Source organism: Leifsonia sp. GW821-FHT13C09 (assembly GCF_058806435.1).
Genome location: NZ_JBXAPS010000001.1, coordinates 180,720 through 202,473, shown reverse-complemented (window position 1 = coordinate 202,473; position 21,754 = coordinate 180,720). Strand labels below are relative to the sequence as shown.

At 70.5% G+C, this 21,754-nt stretch carries 19 protein-coding genes, 4 tRNA genes and 1 pseudogene; 11 read left to right on the top strand and 13 right to left on the bottom strand.

The genetic code is table 11. The annotated features are described in order from the left end of the window. Nucleotides 1-20 precede the first annotated feature (20 nt). The 3 genes from AC1ROW_RS00950 to AC1ROW_RS00940 all read left to right on the top strand — a co-directional run bounded on the left by AC1ROW_RS00950 (nt 21) and on the right by AC1ROW_RS00940 (nt 1,818). A complete protein-coding gene (locus tag AC1ROW_RS00950) occupies nt 21-338 on the top strand; it encodes a hypothetical protein (RefSeq protein WP_493017011.1) in 318 nt (105 codons plus the stop codon). Between the two features lie 102 nt (nt 339-440). Continuing rightward, nucleotides 441-926: a 2'-5' RNA ligase family protein gene (locus AC1ROW_RS00945; protein WP_493017010.1), complete on the top strand. Its 486-nt coding sequence runs from the start codon at nt 441-443 to the stop codon at nt 924-926. Between the two features lie 355 nt (nt 927-1,281). After that, nucleotides 1,282-1,818, top strand: a complete 537-nt coding sequence (locus tag AC1ROW_RS00940; protein WP_493017009.1) for a flavodoxin domain-containing protein — start codon at nt 1,282-1,284, stop codon at nt 1,816-1,818. Between the two features lie 99 nt (nt 1,819-1,917). Here the strand turns inward: AC1ROW_RS00940 and AC1ROW_RS00935 are convergent. From AC1ROW_RS00935 to AC1ROW_RS00920, 4 genes and pseudogenes are all read right to left on the bottom strand, one after another. Beyond that, nucleotides 1,918-2,972 (bottom strand): annotated as a pseudogene (locus AC1ROW_RS00935) (zinc-dependent alcohol dehydrogenase family protein). A gap of 324 nt (nt 2,973-3,296) precedes the next feature. Then, nucleotides 3,297-3,371, bottom strand: a tRNA-Val gene (locus AC1ROW_RS00930). 23 nt (nt 3,372-3,394) lie between these two features. Beyond that, nucleotides 3,395-3,465: transfer RNA gene (locus AC1ROW_RS00925), tRNA-Cys, on the bottom strand. A gap of 69 nt (nt 3,466-3,534) precedes the next feature. Further along, nucleotides 3,535-3,607 (bottom strand) — tRNA-Gly (locus tag AC1ROW_RS00920). A gap of 188 nt (nt 3,608-3,795) precedes the next feature. On the opposite strand from AC1ROW_RS00920, the gene AC1ROW_RS00915 reads away from it, so the two are divergent. Beyond that, a tRNA-Val gene (locus AC1ROW_RS00915) sits at nt 3,796-3,871 on the top strand. 57 nt (nt 3,872-3,928) lie between these two features. Here the strand turns inward: AC1ROW_RS00915 and AC1ROW_RS00910 are convergent. Then, entirely contained in the window at nt 3,929-4,270 is a 342-nt protein-coding gene (locus tag AC1ROW_RS00910; protein WP_493017008.1) for a hypothetical protein, read from the bottom strand. Between the two features lie 7 nt (nt 4,271-4,277). Next, nucleotides 4,278-5,231 (bottom strand): hypothetical protein, encoded by a 954-nt coding sequence (locus AC1ROW_RS00905; protein ID WP_493017007.1) that lies wholly within the window; start codon nt 5,229-5,231, stop codon nt 4,278-4,280. Between the two features lie 143 nt (nt 5,232-5,374). On the opposite strand from AC1ROW_RS00905, the gene AC1ROW_RS00900 reads away from it, so the two are divergent. After that, complete coding sequence (locus AC1ROW_RS00900; RefSeq protein ID WP_493017006.1) at nt 5,375-6,598, top strand: MalY/PatB family protein; 1,224 nt, start codon at nt 5,375-5,377, stop codon at nt 6,596-6,598. Between the two features lie 242 nt (nt 6,599-6,840). Here the strand turns inward: AC1ROW_RS00900 and AC1ROW_RS00895 are convergent, their stop codons facing one another. The 5 genes from AC1ROW_RS00895 to zapE all read right to left on the bottom strand — a co-directional run bounded on the left by AC1ROW_RS00895 (nt 6,841) and on the right by zapE (nt 12,574). Further along, nucleotides 6,841-8,133, bottom strand: a complete 1,293-nt coding sequence (locus tag AC1ROW_RS00895) for an O-acetylhomoserine aminocarboxypropyltransferase/cysteine synthase family protein (RefSeq protein ID WP_493017005.1) — start codon at nt 8,131-8,133, stop codon at nt 6,841-6,843. Between the two features lie 85 nt (nt 8,134-8,218). Continuing rightward, complete coding sequence (locus AC1ROW_RS00890) at nt 8,219-8,752, bottom strand: type II toxin-antitoxin system PemK/MazF family toxin (RefSeq protein ID WP_493017004.1); 534 nt, start codon at nt 8,750-8,752, stop codon at nt 8,219-8,221. Beyond that, nucleotides 8,694-9,911, bottom strand: coding sequence for an ammonium transporter (locus AC1ROW_RS00885; protein ID WP_493017003.1), 1,218 nt, complete (start codon nt 9,909-9,911; stop codon nt 8,694-8,696). Before AC1ROW_RS00885 ends, AC1ROW_RS00890 begins: the two co-directional genes overlap by 59 nt. 112 nt (nt 9,912-10,023) lie before the next feature. Then, a complete protein-coding gene (locus AC1ROW_RS00880) occupies nt 10,024-11,298 on the bottom strand; it encodes an ammonium transporter (protein ID WP_493017002.1) in 1,275 nt (424 codons plus the stop codon). A gap of 220 nt (nt 11,299-11,518) precedes the next feature. Beyond that, nucleotides 11,519-12,574, bottom strand: a complete 1,056-nt coding sequence (gene zapE / locus AC1ROW_RS00875) for a cell division protein ZapE (RefSeq protein ID WP_493017001.1) — start codon at nt 12,572-12,574, stop codon at nt 11,519-11,521. Between the two features lie 127 nt (nt 12,575-12,701). On the opposite strand from zapE, the gene AC1ROW_RS00870 reads away from it, so the two are divergent. Continuing rightward, nucleotides 12,702-13,619 carry a sulfurtransferase gene (locus tag AC1ROW_RS00870; RefSeq protein ID WP_493017000.1) on the top strand — a complete coding sequence of 306 codons (918 nt, stop codon included), beginning with the start codon at nt 12,702-12,704 and terminating at the stop codon, nt 13,617-13,619. 35 nt (nt 13,620-13,654) lie between these two features. Then, nucleotides 13,655-14,092 carry a SufE family protein gene (locus AC1ROW_RS00865; RefSeq protein WP_493016999.1) on the top strand — a complete coding sequence of 146 codons (438 nt, stop codon included), beginning with the start codon at nt 13,655-13,657 and terminating at the stop codon, nt 14,090-14,092. A 1-nt stretch (nt 14,093) separates the two neighbouring features. Here the strand turns inward: AC1ROW_RS00865 and AC1ROW_RS00860 are convergent, their stop codons facing one another. Next, entirely contained in the window at nt 14,094-15,155 is a 1,062-nt protein-coding gene (locus AC1ROW_RS00860) for a S66 family peptidase (protein WP_493016998.1), read from the bottom strand. Next, nucleotides 15,152-16,345: an alpha/beta hydrolase family protein gene (locus tag AC1ROW_RS00855; RefSeq protein WP_493016997.1), complete on the bottom strand. Its 1,194-nt coding sequence runs from the start codon at nt 16,343-16,345 to the stop codon at nt 15,152-15,154. Before AC1ROW_RS00855 ends, AC1ROW_RS00860 begins: the two co-directional genes overlap by 4 nt. A 167-nt stretch (nt 16,346-16,512) precedes the next feature. Here AC1ROW_RS00855 and AC1ROW_RS00850 point away from each other — a divergent pair, with 167 nt between their 5' ends. From AC1ROW_RS00850 to AC1ROW_RS00835, 4 genes are all read left to right on the top strand, one after another. Then, entirely contained in the window at nt 16,513-17,100 is a 588-nt protein-coding gene (locus AC1ROW_RS00850; protein ID WP_493018333.1) for a DUF3000 domain-containing protein, read from the top strand. Continuing rightward, entirely contained in the window at nt 17,093-18,289 is a 1,197-nt protein-coding gene (locus tag AC1ROW_RS00845; RefSeq protein WP_493016996.1) for an HRDC domain-containing protein, read from the top strand. Before AC1ROW_RS00850 ends, AC1ROW_RS00845 begins: the two co-directional genes overlap by 8 nt. Nucleotides 18,290-18,361: 72 nt before the next feature. After that, complete coding sequence (locus AC1ROW_RS00840; protein WP_493016995.1) at nt 18,362-19,570, top strand: thiolase family protein; 1,209 nt, start codon at nt 18,362-18,364, stop codon at nt 19,568-19,570. Nucleotides 19,571-19,576: 6 nt separating this feature from the next. After that, nucleotides 19,577-21,736 carry a 3-hydroxyacyl-CoA dehydrogenase NAD-binding domain-containing protein gene (locus AC1ROW_RS00835; RefSeq protein WP_493016994.1) on the top strand — a complete coding sequence of 720 codons (2,160 nt, stop codon included), beginning with the start codon at nt 19,577-19,579 and terminating at the stop codon, nt 21,734-21,736. The last annotated feature ends 18 nt before the right edge of the window (nt 21,737-21,754 follow it).

The window sequence follows — 21,754 nt, the reverse complement described above, 5'->3', positions numbered from 1 at the left end:
TCCTGGACGGGAGGGCGGACATGTATTTCACGATCCACACCCTGGACGGCGATCCGGATGAGCTGCTCGCCGCCAAGCGGGAGCACTTCGACCCTGTGGTGGCCGAGCATGCTCCACGCTTCGGCGCGATCTCCTCCGTGACGCTGCCCACCGACAGAGGGCTCACCGTCTACAACCTCTGGCGCGACTCCGACGGGGCACGCGACTTCACGGCCCTCCCGGAGATCCAGAACGCCCAGCGCACCTCCGGCCTGCCGGCGCCGAGCAGCTTCGTCCGCCACGAGAACGCCGACGGGACCGACTTCTCCGACCTGGCCGGTCAGCACTCCGTCGAGTGATCGACTTCCTGCTGCCCCCGCCGTCACGGCGGTGATCCGCGAGGGCGAGCGCTTCCTGCTGGCCCGCGCCGCGACAGGGCTGGATCGACCAGGTGATCGCGGATGCGCGGTGAGGCGACCGTGACCGGGTACGCCGTCGTCGCCCTCTTCGCACCGACAGAGGTCGGCGCCGCGATCCCCCGCTCGGCGTGGCCCGCGCACGTGACGCTGGTCTCGAACTTCACGGTCGAGGCATCGCCGGAACAGGTGATCGAGGTGGTCCGCGGCGCGCTGGCGGCCCTGCCCGTCGAGGCGCGGCTGGCCGGGCGCGCGCTGTTCGGTCCGCACCATGACATCCCGGTCCAGCTCGTCGAACCCGGCCCGTTCCCCGGCGTGCACGAGGCGCTCGCGGCCGCCGTCGAGCGTCTGCCCGGCTTCGTCGCCGACGAGCCCGAGTACTGGCACGACGGGTACCGTCCGCACATCACCCTGGGCCGTGCGGAGCGGCTGCGGGACGGAGACGTCCGGCCGGTGCGCTGCGTCGCGACGGCGCAGCTCACGGAGGAGTACGGCACGATCGTCGACGTCGTGGACGTGGGCCGGAGGTGACCGCCGAACGCGCAGACCGCTACTGGGCGGCCGTGACGGAACTTGCGGAGCGGGCTCCCGCTGATGAGGTGGAGGGGTCGGGCGTGCTCGCGCCGGACGTCGAGCGTTTCGGCCTCTGGGCGGGTGGAACTCTCCAGGCTGTGTCCTCGTTGAGTACCTGGGTCGGCGGCCGTACCGACGTCGGTGCCGGTCGCCACCCTCGGTGACGCCGTGGGTGACGCCGGCACCCGGATCCGATCCGCGGCGCGCTCAGAGCGAACGCCTTGTGACTTTCGACCCTGTGCACCGGACACTCAGTCCCCGTACCGTGCCGCTCATCGCAGACCTGAATACGTCAGTCGAGAGGGCATACGCCATGAGAACGCTCATCGCCTACGCGAGCAAGTACGGAGCAACTGAGGGCATCGCGCAACGCATCGGGACGGTCCTCCGGGACCACGGTCTCGACGTCGAGGTCCGCCGCTGCGAAGACCTCGACCAGGTGACCGGCTTCGACGCGTATGTCGTCGGCTCCGCCACTTACGAGTTCAACTGGCGCAAAGCCGCCCGCCGGTTCGTCCGCCGAAATGTCGACGAGCTGGCTGCCCACCCGGTCTGGTTGTTCAGCAGCGGACCGGTCGGCACGGAGCAGGTCGACAAGGACGGCCACGACGTCCTCAAGGCCGCGGAGCCCAAGCAGTTCGCCACGTATTCCGAGCTTCTCCATCCCCGCGGCATGCAGGTCTTCCGGGGGGCGTTCGACCACGACAAGCTCCGCGGATCGGACCGTCTCTTCGCGTGGATGCCGGCCATCCGCGACATCCTCCCTCAAGGCGACTTCCGTGAATGGCCCGTCATCGAGGCCTGGGCGGCGTCGGTCGCCGACGAGCTGCAACCGGCCGGCCGGATGTGACACTGCTGCGGCTACCCCGGCGAACCGAAGCGACCGGCCGCGCGGTCGAGCCTTGGCCCCTGCGGACGACCGGTGAAAGCAACCCGGTGGCGAGAAGACCTAACTCTGGATGAGAACCTTGAGCGCATCGTGTTCGGCGGCGTTCCCGAACACCTCATATGCGTCGGTCAGCTGATCGAAGCTGAACCGGTGCGTGACGAACTTGTCCGCGGGCAGGCGATGCTGACTGACCAGTTTCAGCAGCATCCCGAGCGTGTTGGTGTTCACCAGCCCGGTCGAGATGGTGATGTTGCGGATCCAGAGTTTGTTGAGCGCGAGTTCGACCGGCTTTCCGTGGACACCGATATTGGCTACGTGTCCGCCGGGCCGGACGATGTCGACCGCCATCGTGAACGTCTGAGGGATGCCTACCGCCTCGATCGCGACGTCGACGCCGGCGCCATCCGTGAGGGCGAGCACTTGCTCCTTCCAATCCGCGCGGCCGGAATTCACGGTGTGGGTGGCGCCGAAGTCCGCGGCGCGAGCCAGTCGCGCATCGTCCAGGTCGATGGCGACGACTTGGGAGGGACCGTACAGCTGCGCCGTCATCACCGCTGCGAGCCCGACCGGCCCCGCTCCGACCACGGCGACCACGTCGCCTGGCTGGACGTTCCCTATCGCACACCGATCTCGAAACCGGTGGGGAGGATGTCGGACAGCAGGATGCCCTCGGCATCGGTGACGCCATCCGGCACCTTGTACACGGAGTTCTCGGCGAACGGCACCCGAACGTATTCGGCTTGCGTGCCATCGATCATGTAACCGAAGATCCACCCGATCCCCGGGATGCCCTCCGGGTTCAGGCAGTGACTGTAGAGGCCTTTGCGGCAGTTCGAACACACGCCGCAGGAGCTGACGCAGGCCAGGATGACACGGTCGCCGACGGCGAGCTGTGTGACACCCGATCCGACCTCCGTGATGACGCCGATGCCCTCATGACCGAGGATGCGGCCTACGGCCACTTCGGGCACGTCCCCCTTGAGGATGTGGAGGTCTGTGCCGCAGATCGTCGTTGCGGCCATCTTCACGATCACGTCGGTCGGATGCTGGATCACAGGATCCGGCATCTCGGTCCAGCTCTTCTGACCCGGGCCGTTGTACACGAGAGCCTTCATTTCGCTTCCTCCAGTCGCATTCGGCGCCTCTGGCACCAGGGAATCGTCCACGTGGGGGCTACCTCACAGACTGTCGATGACGGCCTGCCGCTTCGATCGGAACTCTGATTCTGTGATGAGGCCGGAATCCCGCAGGCCTCCCCATTCCGCAGCGTGGATGAAAGGGAGCCTGTCGTCGGATGCGGAACCGTGACAGGGCCATACGTCCCATCACGATTCAAGCGGGACCCTGTGCCCGCTGAACTGTGCCGCGTCGGACCAGGCTGGGGAAGCACGGGATGGGAGGCGAAACGAGAAAACCCCCGGTCATACCGGGGGTTTCGTTGGTGGGCGATACTGGGATCGAACCAGTGACCTCTTCCGTGTCAGGGAAGCGCGCTACCGCTGCGCCAATCGCCCAGAGCCTGAGTTACTCAGGATCGAGGTGGATACGGGATTCGAACCCGTGTATACGGCTTTGCAGGCCGCTGCCTCGCCTCTCGGCCAATCCACCGAAGCCACAACACGGAAGAACCGTACCGTATTCGAGAGGCCTGGAATCCAGAGATACCAGGCCGACTCGAGCGGATGACGAGACTCGAACTCGCGACCCTCACCTTGGCAAGGTGATGCGCTACCAACTGCGCTACATCCGCATTTCGCGCCCCGGTCTCCCGCGGCACTTGAATGACTTTAGCCGATCCGCGGTCCGATGACAAAACCGGACGCGCCGGCCGGGTGTGTCGCACGACGCAACGCCCGGCGCGCGGGGCCGATGTGCAAAGCGGGGCCGGCGTCGGCTAGTATCGAGTCTCGCAGCCGGAATCCCCGGCCGCGAACCCACGGGCGATTGGCGCAGTTGGTAGCGCGCTTCCTTCACACGGAAGAGGTCATCAGTTCGAGTCTGGTATCGCCCACCACGTAAGCCCCCGGGATCGGCCGGGGGCTTTTTCGTCGGCGCTCGAAGCCATCCCCGTTCACGGCGTGAACCACGGGCCTTCTCCGTGCGAGACCACCGCGATCAGATACCCCCAGGCCAGTCCAGAGCCGATCCCGACCGGGATCCTGATCGCACGCCGACGCACCCAGGGGATGAACAGCAACGGCAGCGCCAGCGCGACGGCCGCGACACAGCAGGCGAGGATCGCCAGCCAGGTTTCGCTGACGTCCCGGCCCCACCCGCCGCCCGAGCAGCCGCTGATGCCGCACCAGGACAACGCCGCGATCACGAACGGCACGACGCTGAACGCCACGACCAGTGGGAAGACCCAGATCAGGTGCAGCGCGAGGCGTCGCCGGGGGGCCTGATCCGCCTGCATCCGCGGCTCAGTACCCGATCACGCCGGTGAAGTCCGGCGAGCCGTCCGGCCTCGCCGGCAGCGGGGTGCCGTTGACGTAGCGCGGCCACTCCAGGCGATACCCGCCGGTCGGCGTCAGCACATTCGGGTACGCGGACGGCGACGCGGGGGGAGCGGCGGCCGGAACGGGCGCAACGGCGGGAGCCGGAGCAGCGGCAGGAGCCGGCGCAGCGGCAGCAGCGGGCGCAGCGGCAGCAGCGGGCGCAGCGGCAGCAGTGGGCGTATACGCGGCCGCCCCCACTCCCCTGCGCTTCCCCGCCTTCGGCCCGAACAGGGTGTATGTCAACGGGATCAGGATCGTCCCCAGCGCGTCCAGGATCGCGATCGCGGCCACCAGCCGCCAGTACCCCTCCGAGAACTCCACGCGATCGAACACGAGCGGCGCGGCCAGCCCCACCGTCAGCGCGCCGACCAGTACCAGCGTGCAGACCGTCACCTTCGACATGATCGGCCCGGTGAAGCGGCGCTGGGTGTTCAGCACCAGGTGGATGTGCAGGAGGCCGAGCCGCACCACCACGACGAGCGCGATCCAGCCCAGGAAGCCCCAGGAGGACGTGCCGGGCGCTTCGGGTGCGCCCGGCCCGCCGTCCAAGCCCGGCGACCCGTCCAGCGCCGGCGACCAGAGCTTCACCAGCCCGTCGAGCAGCAGGAAGGCCGACAGCGTCACCGACACGGCTCCGAACCAGGACGCACGGCGCGCGGAGACGTCCGCGTCGTACCAGGACACCAGCGAGAAGAACACCAGCAGCGCGATCGTGCCGATCAGCCGCCAGCAGGTGTCGTCCCACCGCCCGATGATCACGGCGTACACGCCGACGAGGGCGGCGGCGATCAGCGAGCCGATCACGATCCGCGGGAGCAGCGTTCGCACCCACGCGAAGCGGTTCGTCTCGGGAGGCAGGGCACCGGTCAGGTCCGTCATGACTCGAACGCTATCGACGCCCCGGAACCGCAGAATCCGTGCCAGTACGGTATTCGCTCCGCGCTATCCCATGGCCTGACCCGGGATGCCTCAGGTCGCCGACCCGCGCGAGACCGCGCGTCGAGACCCGTACCTTACGTTCCGTGACGCGCCCGGATGCGCTCGCCCCCGCCGTGCAGCATCCTGGGGCGATGAGCTTCGCACCGGCCCGCCCCCTGGAGCAGCTTTTCGCGTCCCGCTCCAGCATCAAGTGGCGCCGCTACCCGGCGGACGTCCTCCCGGTCTTCGTCGCCGAGATGGACTTCGACGTCGAGCCGGCGATCCTCGACAGGGTCGCCGAGACCCTCCGCAACTCCGACACCGGCTACCTCGACTCGGCCGGCCCGCTCGCGCCCGCGTTCGCGGACTTCGCGTGGAGCTCATGGTCGTGGGGCGTCGACCCGGAGTGGGTGCACCTGGCCACTGACGTGACCGTGGGCGTGGTGGAGACGCTGCGGCTCGTGCTGCCGGAGTCCGGCGGCCGGGTCGTGCTGACGCCCCCGGTCTATCCGCCGTTCTTCGAGATGATCGAGGAGGCCGACGCCGTCGCGATCACAGTCCCGTTGCGCGAGGACGCCGGCTGGGCGCTCGACCTGGACGGACTGGAGACCGCCTTCGCCGCGGGCGCCGACGCGATGCTGCTCTGCAACCCGCAGAACCCGACCGGCCGATGTCACAGCAGGCGCAGCCTGGAGGCGCTCGCCCGCCTCGCCGCCCGCTACGGGGTGTTCGTCATCAGCGACGAGGTGCACGCTCCGCTCGCCCACCCGGGCGCCCGCTTCACCCCGTTCGCGCCCGTGGCCCGGGCCGCCGGCGCCCGCGCCGCCACGGTGACCTCCGCCAGCAAGGCGTGGAACCTCGCCGGGCTCAAGTGCGCCGTCATCGTCGCGGCAGAGCCGGCCACGGCCGACCTGCTCACCCGGCTGCCGGAAGAGCTCGCCGCCCGCACCAGCATCCTCGGCCTGCACGCCAACGTCGCCGCGCTCTCCTGCCTGCGCTGGCGCGACGGGCTCCTCGATCAGCTCGTGACGAACCTCCGGTTGCTGGAGGCCGAGCTCGCCGTGCATGCACCGTCGGTGCGGGTGGTCCGGCCCGACGCCGGCTACCTCGCCTGGCTGGACTTCCGGGAGACGGGGCTGGGCGACGATCCCGCACGCGTACTGATCGACACCGGACGCGTCGCCCTCAACTCCGGGCTCGCGTTCGGCGAGCCGGGCCGCGGCTTCGCCCGCATCAACCTGGCCTGCGACCCGACGACCGTCGTGGAGGCCGTCCGCCGCATCGCCGCGACCGTCGCGGCCGCGACTCCCGCGCTCACCCCCGCGTAACGCCCCCGCGCGATTCGTGCCGAATCGCGCGAAACCGCGGCGCATTCGCGACATTCGGCACGAATGTCCACCAGCCCTCATCGGAACATTCGTCACGAATCGCGCGAATGGCGCGTGCTTTCGCGACATTCGGCACGAATGTCGCCGAGCAACCGTCGGGACCATTTCGCCACGAATCGCGCGAATGGCGCGTGCTTTCGCGACATTCGGCACAAATGTGGGCGCGGCGCGTTCGCGCGGCGCTACGCCTCCAGGGCCTGTTGGAGGTCCGCGATGATGTCGCGGGGGCTCTCGATGCCGATCGAGAGCCGCACGAGCCCCGGCGTGATCCCGGCGTCCAGGCGCTCCTCCTCGGTGAGCTTGGCGTGGATGGTGCTGCCGAGGTGGATGGCGAGCGTGCGCACGTCGCCGATATGCGTCATCGGGCTGACCAGCCGCAGCGCGTCGAGGAAGCGCCGGGCGGCCGCCCTCCCGCCCGCCAGGTCGATCGACACGATGGAGCCCGCGCCCAGCGGCAGGTACCGCGAAGCCAGCTCATGGTACGGGTCGCCAGGGAGCCCCGGATAGAACACGCGCGACACCTCCGGCCGCCCGGCCAGGAACTCCGCCACTTCCTGGGCGTTCGCCACGTGCCGGTCCATCCGCACCGACAGCGTCTCGATGCCGTGCAGGAGCAGGAAGGTGCTGAGCGGCGGCACCGTCGGCCCGTACTCCAGCACGATCACCGTGCGCAGGTAGGCCAGGTAAGCGCCCCCGCCGTAGCGCTCCACGAACGACGCGACGCCCGGCCGCGGCGGCTCGGTGAGCTGCGGGAAGCGGTCGGCGTGCGCCGCCCAGTCGAACCGGCCGGCGTCGACCACCGCTCCCCCGATCACCGAGGCATGACCGGACAGCCATTTGGAGGTCGAGTGCACGACGATGTCGGCGCCGTCCTCGATCGGCCGCCACAGGTACGGCGTCGGGACGGTGTTGTCGACGATCAGCGGGACGCCGGCCGCGTGCGCGACGCGGGCCAGCCGCTGGATGTCGACCACCTGGTTGAGCGGGTTCGGCAGCGTCTCGGTGTAGACGGCCTTCGTGTTCGGCCGGAACCGCGCCGCCCACTCCGCGTCGGAGGCGTCGTCGTCCACGTACTCGAACGCGATCCCCTGGCGCTTCAGGATGCCGCGGAACATCTCCCGCGTGCCCTCGTACAGCGACCGGGTCGCGAGGATGTGGTCGCCCGCCTCGGCGAGCGCGTTGATCGCCGCGGCGATAGCGGCCTGCCCGCTGGAGACCACGATCCCGTCCACGCCGCCCTCCAGGTCGGCGATGCGCTGCCCCGCGACCGCGTTGGTCGGGTTGTCGTTGCGCGAGTACGCGCGGTAGCGGCTGCGGCCGGCGAAACGGTCCTCGCCGTCGTCGAAGTCGTCGAAGACATAGCCGGCGGTCTGGTAGATCGGGGTGACGCGGGCGCGGGTCTCGGCGTCGACCACGGCGCCGGCGTGGATCTGCCGGGTCTCGAAGTCGAGGGGGCGCGAACAGTCGTCAGGCATGCGGCAACTGTAGTGACGCGGGCCGCGCGGCGCGCGCTCCCGGTTCACGGTTCGTCATCGAGCAGCCGGGCGGCGGGGAGGCCGCTCAGCTCCAGCCGTACAGCTTCCGCAGCGCAGCGCGGACGGTCGCATACCGGCGGGCGTCGAGCGCCGCGGCCTCCCGGCGCATCCCGGTGCGGTGCACGCGGTACACCCGGTCGAGCTTGACGAAGCTCGGCCGGCCGCGGCCGTCCCAGTCGCCTGCGCCGATCGCCAGGTACTCCGGACGGCCCGGATGCGCCTGGCTGGTCAGCGCGACCGCGATCAGGGTCCCGGACGGCTCCGCCGCGACGACGAGCACCGGCCGGTCCTTGCCCCGGCCGTCGTTCTCCTCGTACGGCACCCAGGTCCAGACGATCTCGCCCGGGTCGGGCTCGCCGTCGGTCTTCGGGTTGTACGAGGTGCGCAGCCCCTTCAGCCGGCGCGGGTCCACCTGTATCGTCGCGTCGACGCCCCCGCGGCCCGGCTCCAGCCCGGCGACGCGCCCGGAGCGGGCCGGTCCGACGCGGGAGGCCGGCCGTTCAGTCTTCCGCGGCGCGGGACGGAACAGTCGCGCGATCGCGTCGAGGAGTCGGCTCACTCGTGGCACGATAGCGGATCCGGGTGAGGCCGAGTGTGTAGCGCAGCGCGAGCGCGAGCAGCAGCGAGACCAGGAAGGAGCCGATCAGCACCGAGAACCCGGCGATCGCCTGGGCGGTGAACAGGTCGAAGTTGCCGCTGTCCACCATCCCGCCGCCCGCGGCGAACAGCCCGAGGTAGAGCAGGCCGACCATGCTCGCGACTGTCACGATGACGATCAGCGCCATCGACGCGCCGAACCGCGCCCGCGCAGCGAGGTCGACCATCGTCGCGCACGCCAGCGCCGCGATCACGCCGAGCAGCAGCGACCAGCCGACCGTCAGGACTCCCGCCGCCGGGGTGATCGCCACCAGCCCGGAGAAGGCGCCGCAGAGTGCGCTCACCGTGGTGGGGCGCCGCAGCAGCACCCGGTCCACGACCATCCAGGCCAGGCACCCTCCGCCGGAGGCGACGAACGCGTTGATCGAGATCAGTCCGGTGTAGGAGTCCACCGACCCTTCCGAGCCGACGACCAGTCCGAGCCAGCCGACCCAGACCAGCGTCCCGCCGATAGCGATGGCCGGGAAGCTGCGCTGCTCCGGTGGCCGGTGCTCGCCCCGGCCGCACGCCAGGATGACCCCAGCGGCCGCCGCTCCCGCCGCCACGCCGATCGGCAGTGCTCCCCCGAAGTCGATCACGCCGAGCACGCCGGTCGCCCAGCCGTCGTCCAGCGCGAGCACAGCGTAGCCCGCCGGGTACAGCACGAGCACCGACCAGACCACCGTGAAGACCAACCAGGCGCGCAGCGTGATCCGCGAGGCGACGGCGACGCCCACGATCGCGATGGACACCGCGGCCGCCGCGAGGATCGACCCCGCCTTGGCGAGGGCGTACAGGTCGGGCCGGTGCGACGCCGCCCCGAAGCCGGCGGCCAGGTCGAACGACGGAGCGCCGAGCACGTGGGGCAGCCACGGCCGACCGGCGAGCATCCCGTAGCCGCCGCCGACGCCGAGCAGGATGGTCGCCGCCGTGCCGGTCAGCGCGAACTTCATGGCCCGGGAGGTCGTGGAGCGGCCGCCGAGGCCGCCGACGAAGAACGCGAGGCCGAACGGGACGAGCAGCGTCAGCGCCCCGCAGACGAACAGCAGCAGGGTGTCGACCTGCTCGCCTGTCGCGGCCATCCCGCTCCCTTCCGCCACAATGCAAGCATTACCCTAACGGGCGCGCAGACGCCGAACGGGGCGCCGCCCGCAGGCGGCACCCCGTTCGCGGATGCTGGATGGTGCGAGACGGTCAGACCGTCTCGAGCGCGTAGCCCTCCTCGCCGTGCACCACGGTGTCGACGCCGGCCAGCTCGTCCTCGTTCTTGATCCGGAAGCCCATCGTCTTCTGGATGACCCAGCCGATCGCGTAGGCCAGGACGAAGGAGTAGATCAGGACGCTGAAGGCGCCGATCGCCTGCGCTCCGAGCTGCACCCAGCTCCCGCCGTACCAGAGGCTGGAGAACGGCTTGGTGGCGTCGCCGCCGATGTGGGTGAAGCCGAAGATGCCGATCCACAGCGTTCCGACGAGGCCGCCGATGAGGTGGATGCCGACCACGTCGAGCGAGTCGTCGAAGCCGAGCTTGAACTTCAGGTCGATCGCGACGGCGCAGATGGCGCCGGCCACCAGGCCGAGCAGGATCGCGAAGCCCGGGGTCAGGATGTTACAGGCCGGAGTGATCGCGACGAGGCCGGCGACCGCACCCGACGCCGCACCGATCGAGGTGGGCTTGCCGTCCTTGATCTTCTCGACGATCAGCCAGCCGATAGTCGCCGCGGCCGGGGCGGCGAGGGTGTTGATCCACGCGATCGCGGCGACGCCGTCGACCGCGGCCTCCGAGCCGGCGTTGAACCCGAACCAGCCGAACCACAGCAGCGCGGCGCCGAGCAGCGTCAGCGGCACGTTGTGCGGCTTGCTCATGCCCTTCTGGAAGCCGACGCGCTTGCCGAGCACGAGGGCGAGGGCGAGGCCCGCCGCACCGGCGTTGATGTGGACCGCGGTGCCGCCGGCGAAGTCGTTCACGTGCAGGATGGAAGAGATCCAGCCGTCCTGCAGGTTGAACACCCAGTACGCGACCGGGAAGTAGACGACCGTCACCCAGATGCCGGCGAAGACCATCCAGGCGCCGAATTTGGCGCGGTCGGCGATCGCGCCGGAGATCAGCGCGACCGTGATGATGGCGAAGGTGGCCTGGAAGCCGGCGAACGCGAGTCCGCCGAGGTCGGGCGTCATCCCGTCCTTGCCCATCAGGCTGCCGAGGAACAGGTCGGGCGTGCCGAGCACGTGCGGGATGAGCGGCTTGCCGAACGAGAGCCCGTAACCGTAGACGACCCAGAGCACGCCGACGATGGCCATCGCGCCGAAGCTCATCATCATCATGGAGACGACGCTCTTCGCGCGGACCATGCCGCCGTAGAAGAAGGCGACGCCGGGGGTCATCAGCAGGACGAGGGCGGCGGCGACGAGCAACCACAGGGCGTTCACGGTCCCTGTCGTTGCGTAGTCCGCGGCTGTGTGCAACACCATGCGAGTCTCTACCTCTCTATGCGACGCCCTGGGGATGGGTTCGGACTCATCGGAGCCGGGTCGGGCGCTTCGGGGTGGAGCCAGTCTGATCGCGAGAGGTTTCGGCTGCGGGATGCTCGTGTTTCGCGGGTGTTACGCATCCCTGCGCTGTGTAAACAGTCTGTTTCGCCGGTCTACGAATCCCCGGGGCGACTGCCGGGCGGCCGCCTGGAGGGGCGTCTCAGTCGTCGTGCGGCGGCAGCTCGCCCGCGGTGAGGGCGATCATGCGCGACATCGAGCGCAGGTACTTCTTGCGGTAGCCGCCGCCCAGCATCTCGTCGTCGAACACCTCGCTCAGCGGCGTGCCGGTCTGCACCACCGGGATCTCCGCGTCGTACACGCGGTCGATGAACGCCACGAGGCGGAGCGCCGCCATCTGGTCGTGCAGCACATGCACGTCGGACAGCCCGATGACGTCCACTCCGTCGAGCATCTTGATGTAGCGCGACGGGTGCACGGTGGCGAGGTGGGAGATCAGGCCGTCGAACGTGTCGCTCGTCGCGGTCTCGCCGCGGGCGGTGAGCGCCGCCAGCACCCGGTCGTACTCCCCCGCGTCGACGCTGACCGCATGTCCCGAGGTGTCGCGGCGGCGGTAGTCGAGGCCGTCGATGCGCAGGGTCTGGAAGTTGGCGGAGAGCGACTGGATCTCGCGCAGGAAGTCGCTCGCGGCGAAGCGGCCCTCGCCGAGCGCGTTCGGCGGCGTGTTGCTGGTGGCTGCGATCCGGGTGCCGGAGGCGACCAGCTCGCCCAGCATGCGGGTCATCATCATGGTGTCGCCCGGGTCGTCCAGCTCGAACTCGTCGATGCAGATCAGGGTGGAGCCGCGGAGCAGGTCCACCGCGCCCGCATAGCCGAGCGCGCCGACCAGCGCGGTGTACTCGATGAAGGTGCCGAAGTACTTGGGCCCCGGCGCCTCGTGCCAGAGCGCGGCCAGGAGGTGGGTCTTGCCGACGCCGAAGCCGCCGTCGAGGTAGACGCCCGGCTTCATGGCCTCCACCTTGCGGCGGCTGCGGCTGAACAGCCCGGCAGGACGCTGCGGCTCCCACGACTTGGCGAACAGCTTCAGCGTGGCGACGGCCTCCGACTGCGACGGGTAGTCGTGGTCGGGCCGGTACGACTCGAAGGTGGCGTGCTCGAACTGCGACGGCGGCACGAGGCTCGCCGCGATCTCGGCGCCGGTGATCGCCGGCGAGCGGTCCGCGAGGCGGGGAAGAGCCCCGGTCGTCTCGATCGTCATGTCTGGATGCGCACCTTAAGTGTGAAGAAGTGTTGACGGGACGTTCGTCACCCGCCGCGCGCCGCGTAGCCTGGACTCCTGGCCCGCGATTTCGCAGGCTCCCAGCCTAACCCGGAGGATCAGCAGCATGGCCATCGCCCCCGACCCGTCGATCGACTTCACCGGCTACGCGCACCCCGAACGACTGGTCAGCACGGACTGGCTGGCCGAGCACCTCGGCGAGCCCGGCCTGGCGGTGGTGGAGTCGGACGAGGACGTCCTCCTCTACGACACCGGCCACATCCCCGGCTCGGTCAAGATCGACTGGCACACCGACCTCAACGACCCGGTGGTCCGCGACTACGTCAGCCCGGAACGCTTCGCCGAGCTGCTCGGCGGCAAGGGCATCGCCCGCGACACCACCGTCGTCATCTACGGCGACAAGAACAACTGGTGGGCCGCCTACGCGCTCTGGGTGTTCACGCTGTTCGGCCACGAGGACGTGCGCCTGCTCGACGGCGGCCGCGACAAGTGGATCGCGGAGGGCCGCGAGCTCACCCGCGAGGTGCCGACGCCCGCGCCGGTGGAGTACCCGGTGGTGGAGCGCGACGACCACACCATCCGCGCCTTCAAGGAGGATGTGCTCGCCCACCTGGGGCGGGTCCGTTCGGGGGAAGGGGCCTTGATCGACGTCCGCTCCCCCGAGGAGTACAGCGGCGAGCGCACCGAGATCCCCGGCTACCCCACCGAGGGCGCCCTGCGCGCCGGCCACATCCCGTCTGCCGCCTCGGTGCCGTGGGCGCGCGCCGCCGCCCCCGACGCGACGTTCAAGCGCCGCGCCGACCTGGAGGCCATCTACCTCGGCGACGCCGGCCTGAAGCCGGGCGACGACGTGGTGGCGTACTGCCGCATCGGCGAGCGCTCCAGCCACACCTGGTTCGTGCTGACCCACCTGCTCGGCTTCGAGAACGTCCGCAACTACGACGGATCGTGGACGGAGTGGGGCTCGGCCGTGCGCGTGCCGATCGTGACGGGCACGGAGCCTGGCGAGGTTCCCTCGCGCTGACCCTGCCGCACCCGCACGAAGGTAGCCTTTAAAGCATGACCGCCCTCACCGGCACGCTCGCCGAGATCCGCGACGACTTCCAGGCGCTGGAGCAGAACGATCGCCTGCAGCTGCTGCTGGAGTTCTCGGACGAGCTGCCCGACCTCCCGGAGCGCTACCGCGACCACCCCGACCTGCTGGAGCGGGTCGAAGAGTGCCAGGCGCCGGTCTTCATCTTCGTGGAGGTGGACGAGCACGGCATCGTCCACCTCTACGCCACGGCGCCCAAGGAGGCCCCGACCACCCGCGGCTTCGCGTCGATCCTGGTCCAGGGTCTCGCGGGACTCACCGCGGACGAGGTGCTGGCCGTGCCGGACGACTTCCCGAATACGCTCGGCCTCACGCAGGCCGTGTCGCCGCTGCGCCTCCGCGGGATGTCGGCGCTGCTCGGCCGCGCGAAGCGCCAGGTGCGCGCCAAACTCGCGGCGGCCTGACTCAGCCGCGAGCGTAGTCGGCGAACACCCGGCGACTCTCCCCGTCGAGGGTGATCCGCCCGCCGTAGGGCACGATCCACTGCGGCGTGGTGTGCCCGAACGGAACGCCCACGCACACCACCGCGTCGGCGTTGTACTCGGCCACGGTCTCGATCACGGCGTCACGCTGCGCCTCGCGGAGGCGCCGCCGCTCGGCCGCGTCCGGCCGGTGCTCGAAGGTGCTCACCGGCGGCCGCGCCGCGAGCACGCCAGCGAGCGGCGCGAGCAGCCCGCGCTCGCCCAGGGCGCGCAGCGTGTACCGCACCCAGTGCGCCGGCGGCGTCAGCTCGCTCGTCTCCACCAGCAGGACGGCCCCCTCCAGCGCCGAGGGCGGGAACGGGAAGCGGTCGGCGAGCAGGATCCAGTCCACGACCTCCAGGCAGCCTCCCCAGGTCGTGCCCGTGACCCGGCGTCGGGGTCCGGCCCAGGCGAACCGGTCGGTCGGCTCGCGCTCCCCGGTCTCGGCGAGCGCGCGCGGGTCGCCCCAGTCGGTCCCGAAGTCCTCCGACTCGCCCGGGTCGGTCAGCTCGATCGGCTCGCCGCCGAGCAGGGCGGCGCGCAGCGACCGCAGCTGGATGTCGTGCACGCGCGGCCCCGGTCCCAGGTTCACCTGCGTGCTGCCGCCGTAGAACCCGGCGACGCCCTCCGTCCAGAGCCAGTTCAGGATGCCGGTGTTGTCGCTGTAGCCGAGGAACGGCTTCGGGTCGGCGCGCACGGCCTCCCGGTCGAGGTGCGGGATGACCCGGATCTGGTCATCACCGCCGATGGTCGCCAGCACCGCCCGGATGCCGGGATCGGCGAACGCCGCGTTCAGGTCCCGCGCGCGCTCCTGCGGTGTCGCGCCGAGCTGCCGGGTGGTCGGGTACTCGACCGGCACCAGGCCGGTCAGCTCCTCCAGCCTGCGCAGCGCCTGCTCATGCACCGCCGGCCAGCGCGCGGGCGCCGCGAACGACGGCGAGAGCACGGCCACCCGATCCCCCGGCCGGGCCGCGGGCGGCACGACCGGGCGGTGCACCCCGCTCACGCGCGCTCGTCCAGCCACTCCCGCACAGCCGCCGCCCACTTCGCCTCGTCGTAGTTCCAGAGCTTGGTGTGCAACGCGACCGTGAAGGGCACGAAGGTCACGATGTCGCTGCGCGCCGCGGCGAGCGCGCGCGAGGCGGTGTCCGGCACGAAGCCGTCGTCCTGGCTGTGCAGGATGAGGATCGGGAGGCTGAGGTCAGCCGCCCGGGCCACGAAGTCCATGCTGCGCAGGTCGATCGGCGCGCCGAGGCCGGTGATCGGGCCGCTCCAGTCGGAGGCGATCAACCGCATCGCGCCCTGGGCGATCGCGTCGGGGAGGCGCAGCATGTTGGCCTGGAACTCGAGCGTGTCGATCCAGTCGACGACCGGCGACTCCAGCACCACGCCCGTCACCAGGTCGAGGTTCTGCGACCGGGTGACCGTCTGCAGCACCACGGCGCCGCCCATCGACCAGCCCATCAGCACGATCGAGCGGGCGCCGTGGTCGGCCGCGTACCGGATCGCGGCGTCGATGTCCCGCCACTCGGTCCCGCCGAGGCCGTAGCGGCGGTCCGCGCTCTCCGGGGCGTCGCCGTCGTTGCGGTAGGAGGCGAGCAGGCAGGTGTAGCCCGCCGCGTGGAACGTCCGGACGGCGCGCAGACCCTCCTGCCGCGTCGCGCCCCAGCCGTGCACCTGGATGACCCAGCGGTCGCCCGTGGCCGCCTCATCGGCCGGGAACACCCACGCCGGCGCCTGGCCCAGGTCGGTCTCGATCGCCACGCTCTCCGCCGGCAGGTCGAGCTCCTCCGGCTCCAGGTAGTAGTACCCGCTGATCCGCGCCCGACCCGGCCCGAGCTCGCCGAAGTGCACGCGCTCCAGCTCCCGCACGACAGTGGTGTCGGTGGTCTCCAGGAGGCCGCCGATCTTCGCATAGCCGGTCTCCGACCCGAACCACAGCCCGAACCGGCCGGGCATCGCCGAGTCCGGCGTCCGCCTCAGCGTGATGACGCCGAGCCCCTCGTCCGCCGCGATCACGACCTCGCGGTGCGGGCGCCTGCGCACCGGCGTGATCACCGTTCGCGCCACGCGCGCCATCGCGAAGCCGGCCCCCGCCGCGGTGAGCAGCACGAGCCCTCCCGCGACGGCCGCCGTCACGCCGACCACCTTCCCGAATGCCCCGTTTCCGCCGGATCCGCTGCTGGTCGTCGCCATGCCCGACAGCGTAGCCGTGCCCGCGCCCCGTCGCCGCCAGGAGTCCACCGGGCGGCGTGCCTTACTGTCACGAGCGCGCGAATCCTTCTAGTGTTCGTAGCGTGTCGACACCCACTTCGACCCCGCCGCAGCTGCCCGGGGACCCGCACCCGCAGGGGGAGACCCACGTGCCCCGGGAGACTCACCTGCCGAAGGAGTACGGGGCGGCACTCGAGTCCGTCCGCTCCGCGAAGGCGCGGCCCGAGCTCGTCATCACGGAGATCCCGGCTCCCGCCCAGCTCGCGCCGTACTCCGTCGCGCTCGCGGCGGACGTGCGTCCCGCGCGGCACGGCGACGACTCCGACCTCGGCACCGGACGCTTCATCCTGCTCTACGACCCCGACGAGCCGGAGGCCTGGGGCGGCCCGTTCCGCATCGTCTGCTTCGCGCAGGCCCCGCTCGAGACCGACATCGGCCTCGACCCGTTCCTCGCCGACGTGGCCTGGTCGTGGCTGGTCGACGCCCTGGACGCGCGCCACGCCAAGTACACCGCCGCCAGCGGCACCGCGACCAAGATCATCTCCACCGGCTTCGGCGAGCTCGCCGCCCAGGGCGACGGCGCCCAGATCGAGCTGCGCGCCTCCTGGAGCCCGCTGGAGACCGACATCGCCGCGCACGTGGAGGGCTGGGGCGAACTGCTCTGCATGCTGGCCGGCCTGCCGCCGACGGGCGAAGGGGTGAGCCTGCTGAGCACGAGACGGACACCGCGTGGCTGAGCACACCGTCATCGACACGCCAGACGGCTACCACCGGGCCCTGGATCAGATCGTCGCCGGTGAAGGGCCGATCGCGGTCGACGCCGAGCGGGCGAGCGGGTTCCGCTACTCGCAGCGCGCGTACCTCATCCAGATGTTCCGGCGCGGCTCAGGGACCTTCCTGTTCGACCCGCCCGCGATCGGCCGGTTCGACGAGCTCAACGAGGCGATCGCCGGCGACGAGTGGGTGCTGCACGCCGCGACGCAGGACCTCACCTGCCTGCGCGAGGTCGGACTCGACCCGGTCAGCATCTTCGACACCGAGCTGGCCGCGCGCCTGCTCGGGATGCCGCGCGTCGGCCTCGGCACCGTCGTGGAGGAGCTGCTCGGCATCCACCTCGCCAAGGAGCACAGCGCCGCCGACTGGTCGACCCGCCCGCTGCCCGAGCCGTGGCTGGACTACGCCGCCCTCGACGTCGAGCTGCTGCCCGACCTCCGCGACGCGATCGCCGGGCTGCTGGTGGAGGCCGGCAAGACCGACATCGCCCGTCAGGAGTTCGCCGATGAGCTCACCCGCGAGCTCGTCGTGGCGCGCCAGGAGCCGTGGCGGCGGCTGTCCGGCATCCACTCCATCCGCGGCATCCGCAATCTCGCCGCCGCGCGCGAGCTGTGGCTGAGCCGCGACGCACTCGCCCAGCAGCTCGACGTCGCGCCCGGCCGGCTCGTCCCCGACGCGTCCCTGACCGCCGCCGCCAAGGCGATGCCGGAGTCCAAGCGCGCCCTCGCCGCCATGCGCGAGTTCACCGGCCGCGCCAGCCGCACCGAGCTGGACCGCTGGTGGGCCGCCATCGAGGCAGCCCGCACCACGAACGACCTGCCCGTCCTGCGCGGCACCGGCGACAGCCTCCCGCCGCCGAGGGCCTGGGCCGACCGCAACCCGGAGGCCGACGCCCGGCTGAAGGCCGCCCGCGCGGCGCTGACGACACTGGCCGAGGAGCTGTCACTCCCGCTGGAGAACCTGCTCACCCCCGACACGCTGCGCCGTGTCGCGTGGACGCCGCCGGCCGACATCACGCCGTCGACGGTCGCCGACGCGCTCGCCCAGCACGGCGCCCGGCGCTGGCAGATTGAGGCAACCTCACAGGCGATCGCCCAGGCCTTTGTGGAAAGCACCCAAACGCCCGGCGACGCGTCCGAAGCCGTTTCGTAGAAAGAATCAAACGATTCCACTCCGGCGTCGGGGCCTCCTTAGGATCGTCAGCGACCTGATTTGGGAGGCACTGTGGCCGATAGAACGGATGTCGTGTTCGTCGACGGAGTCCGTACTCCGTTTGGACGTGCGGGCGAAAAAGGGCAGTACTGGAACACCCGCGCGGACGACCTCGTCGTCAAGGCCATGATCGGCCTGCTGGAGCGGAATCCGAACGTGCCCAAGGAGCGCATCGACGATGTCGCCATCGCGGCGACGACGCAGCAGGGCGACCAGGGCCTGACCCTGGGCCGCACGGCCGCGCTCCTCGCCGGGCTGCCGAAGTCGGTGCCCGGTTTCGCGATCGACAGGATGTGCGCCGGCGCGATGACGAGCGTCACCACGCTCGGCTCCGGGATCGCATTCGGCAGCTACGACCTCGTCATCGCCGGCGGCGTGGAGCACATGGGACGGCACCCGATGGGCTTCGGCGCCGACCCCAACCCGCGCTTCCTGTCCGAGCGCATGGTCGCGGAGGACGCACTCAACATGGGCATGACGGCCGAGCGCATCCACGACCGGTTCCCGGCGCTCACCAAGGAGCGCTCCGACCGGTTCGCCCTCGGCAGCCAGCAGAAGACCGCCGCCGCGTACGCCGCGGGCAAGTTGCAGCCGGACCTCGTGCCGGTCGCCATCCGCTCCGAGCAGGGCTGGGGCCTCGCCACGCAGGACGAAGGCATGCGCCCGGAGACCACGATGGAGGGCCTCGCCACGCTGAAGACCCCGTTCCGGCCGCACGGCCGGGTGACCGCGGGAAACGCGTCGCCGCTCACCGACGGCGCCACCGCGAGCCTGCTGGCGTCCTCCGACGCGGTCAAGGAGTTCGGCCTGACGCCGAAGATGCGCATGGTCAGCTTCGCGTTCGCCGGCGTCGAGCCGGAGATCATGGGCATCGGCCCGGTCCCGTCCACCGAGAAGGCGCTCCGCAAGGCGGGCCTCACGATCGAGGACATCGGCCTGTTCGAACTCAACGAGGCGTTCGCCATCCAGGTGCTGTCGTTCCTGGACCACTTCGGCATCGACGACCAGGACCCGCGGGTCAACAAGTGGGGCGGCGCGATCGCGATCGGCCACCCGCTCGCCGCGAGCGGCGTCCGCCTGATGATCCAGCTCGCGCGCCAGTTCGAGGAGCACCCGGAGGTCCGCTACGGGCTGACCGCGATGTGCGTCGGCCTCGGCCAGGGCGGCACCGTGATCTGGGAGAACCCCCACTACAGCAAGCGCGCGGCGAAGAAGGGCTGAGCACCAGTGACCGACTACAGCACCATCGACTTCTCCCCCCTCGTCGAGCTCACCTCCGACGAGGTCGTCACCCACTCCTACGTGAAGGACGTGCCGCTGCCCAGCGGCAAGACCCTCGCGCTGGTCACGCTCGACAACGGCCGCGACCACACCCGCCCGAACACGATGGGCCCCGCCACGCTGCTGGAGCTGGGGAAGACCTTCGACGCGCTGACCGAGCGGGCCGCGCGCGGCGAGGTCGACGCGGTCGCCGTCACCGGCAAGCCGTTCATCCTCGCCGCGGGCGCCGACCTCAGCCGGGTCAGCGACATCCCGAGCGTGGAGGTCGCGAAGCTGCTCCCCCAGCTCGGCCACTACGTGCTGGGCAAGCAGGCGACCTTCGGCGTCCCCTCGTTCGTGTTCACCAACGGGCTCGCGCTCGGCGGCGGCGTCGAGATCGGCCTCAACGCCGACTACCGCACCATCGACCGCAACGCGGCGGCGTTCGCGCTCCCCGAGGTCTTCCTCGGCCTCATCCCCGGCTGGGGCGGCGCGACCATCCTGCCGAACCTGATCGGCATCGAGAACGCCCTCAAGGTCGTCGTCGAGAACCCGCTCAAGCAGAACCGGATGCTGAAGCCGCAGGAGGTCTTCGAGCTCGGCATCGCGGACGCGATCTTCGACTCGGCGAACTTCCTGGAGGACTCCCTCCTCTGGGCCGACAAGGTCCTCACCGGCGCCGTCGAGGTCAAGCGCCCGAACGTGCCCGGCAAGGTCGAGCGCATGGTCAAGTGGGACGCTGCGATCGGCATCGCCCGCAAGATGCTGGAGAGCCGCATCGGCACCGTCCCGAAGTCGCCGTACAAGGCGCTGGAGCTTCTGAAGGCCGCCAAGGCGAACGACCGCGCCGCGGGCTTCGAGCTGGAGGACGACGCGCTCGCCGAGCTCATCTCGGGCGACCAGTTCCAGGCCAGCATCTACGCGTTCAACCTGGTCCAGAAGCGCGCCAAGCGCCCCGCCGGAGCGCCGGACAAGGCACTGGCCAAGAAGGTCACCAAGATCGGCGTCATCGGCGCCGGCTACATGGCCAGCCAGTTCGCGCTGCTGTTCGTGCGCCGGCTGCGCGTGCCCGTGGTGATCACCGACCTGGACCAGGCGCACGTCGACAAGGGCGTGGCGTACATCCACGACGAGATCGGCAAGCTCCAGGAGACGGGCCGGATCTCCCCGGACGAGGCCAACCGACTGCGCGCGCTCGTGACCGGCACGACCGACAAGGCCGACTTCGCCGACTGCGACTGGGTGATCGAGGCGGTCTTCGAAGAGCTGACCGTCAAGCAGAACGTCTTCGCCGAGGTCGAGCAGTACCTCTCCGACGAGGCTGTGCTGGCGACCAACACCTCCTCGCTGTCGGTGGAGCAGATCGGCGCGAAGCTGAAGCACCCTGAGCGCCTGGTCGGCTTCCACTTCTTCACCCCGGTCGCGGTCATGCCGCTGATCGAGGTCGTGAAGACCCCGCACACGGACGACGCCACGCTGTCCACCGCGATGGTCACGGCGGCGGCGCTCAAGAAGAACGCCGTCATCACGGCCGACACCCCCGGGTTCGTCGTGAACCGGGTGCTGGCGAAGATCCTGGGCGAGGCGATGCACGCGGTGGACGACGGCACGCCGTTCGAGACCGTCGACAAGGCGTTCGCGCCGCTCGGCCTGCCGATGGCGCCCTCCGTCCTGCTCGACCTGGTCGGCCTGAAGGTCGGCGCGCACGTGCTCGACACGCACCACGCGGCCTTTCCCGACCGGTTCTACCGCAGCGAGAACCTGCACCGCCTGGCGGAGCACGGCACCCTGCTGGAGAAGGACTCCAAGGGCAAGGTGAAGGGGCTCGACAAGGGCGCGGCCAAGATCCTGACCGGCGGCAAGAACCCGTGGAGCGAGCAGGACATCCTGCGCCGGCTCGAGGACGGCCTGGCCGACGAGATCCACCGCATGCTCGTCGACGACCACGTGGTCGAGGCGCCGGAGGACATCGACCTCTGCATGATCCTCGGCGCGGGCTTCCCGTTCCAGATGGGCGGCATCACGCCGTACCTCGACCGGGTCGGCGCGTCCGAACGGGTCTTCGGGGACACCTTCCAGCACCCGCCCGTCCGTGGCGTCCGCACCCCCGCGGAGGCCGTCGCCTAACCGCCGAGTACGCAGAAA

Excerpts from the sequence above, each read along its gene's own strand:
- AC1ROW_RS00950 (WP_493017011.1), top strand. The coding sequence starts at position 21 with ATGTATTTCACGATCCACACCCTGGACGGCGATCCGGATGAGCTGCTC.
- AC1ROW_RS00945 (WP_493017010.1), top strand. The coding sequence starts at position 441 with ATGCGCGGTGAGGCGACCGTGACCGGGTACGCCGTCGTCGCCCTCTTC.
- AC1ROW_RS00940 (WP_493017009.1), top strand. The coding sequence starts at position 1,282 with ATGAGAACGCTCATCGCCTACGCGAGCAAGTACGGAGCAACTGAGGGC.
- AC1ROW_RS00910 (WP_493017008.1), bottom strand. The coding sequence starts at position 4,270 with ATGCAGGCGGATCAGGCCCCCCGGCGACGCCTCGCGCTGCACCTGATC.
- AC1ROW_RS00905 (WP_493017007.1), bottom strand. The coding sequence starts at position 5,231 with ATGACGGACCTGACCGGTGCCCTGCCTCCCGAGACGAACCGCTTCGCG.
- AC1ROW_RS00895 (WP_493017005.1), bottom strand. The coding sequence starts at position 8,133 with ATGCCTGACGACTGTTCGCGCCCCCTCGACTTCGAGACCCGGCAGATC.
- AC1ROW_RS00885 (WP_493017003.1), bottom strand. The coding sequence starts at position 9,911 with ATGGCCGCGACAGGCGAGCAGGTCGACACCCTGCTGCTGTTCGTCTGC.
- AC1ROW_RS00880 (WP_493017002.1), bottom strand. The coding sequence starts at position 11,298 with ATGGTGTTGCACACAGCCGCGGACTACGCAACGACAGGGACCGTGAAC.
- zapE (WP_493017001.1), bottom strand. The coding sequence starts at position 12,574 with ATGACGATCGAGACGACCGGGGCTCTTCCCCGCCTCGCGGACCGCTCG.
- AC1ROW_RS00870 (WP_493017000.1), top strand. The coding sequence starts at position 12,702 with ATGGCCATCGCCCCCGACCCGTCGATCGACTTCACCGGCTACGCGCAC.
- AC1ROW_RS00865 (WP_493016999.1), top strand. The coding sequence starts at position 13,655 with ATGACCGCCCTCACCGGCACGCTCGCCGAGATCCGCGACGACTTCCAG.
- AC1ROW_RS00855 (WP_493016997.1), bottom strand. The coding sequence starts at position 16,345 with ATGGCGACGACCAGCAGCGGATCCGGCGGAAACGGGGCATTCGGGAAG.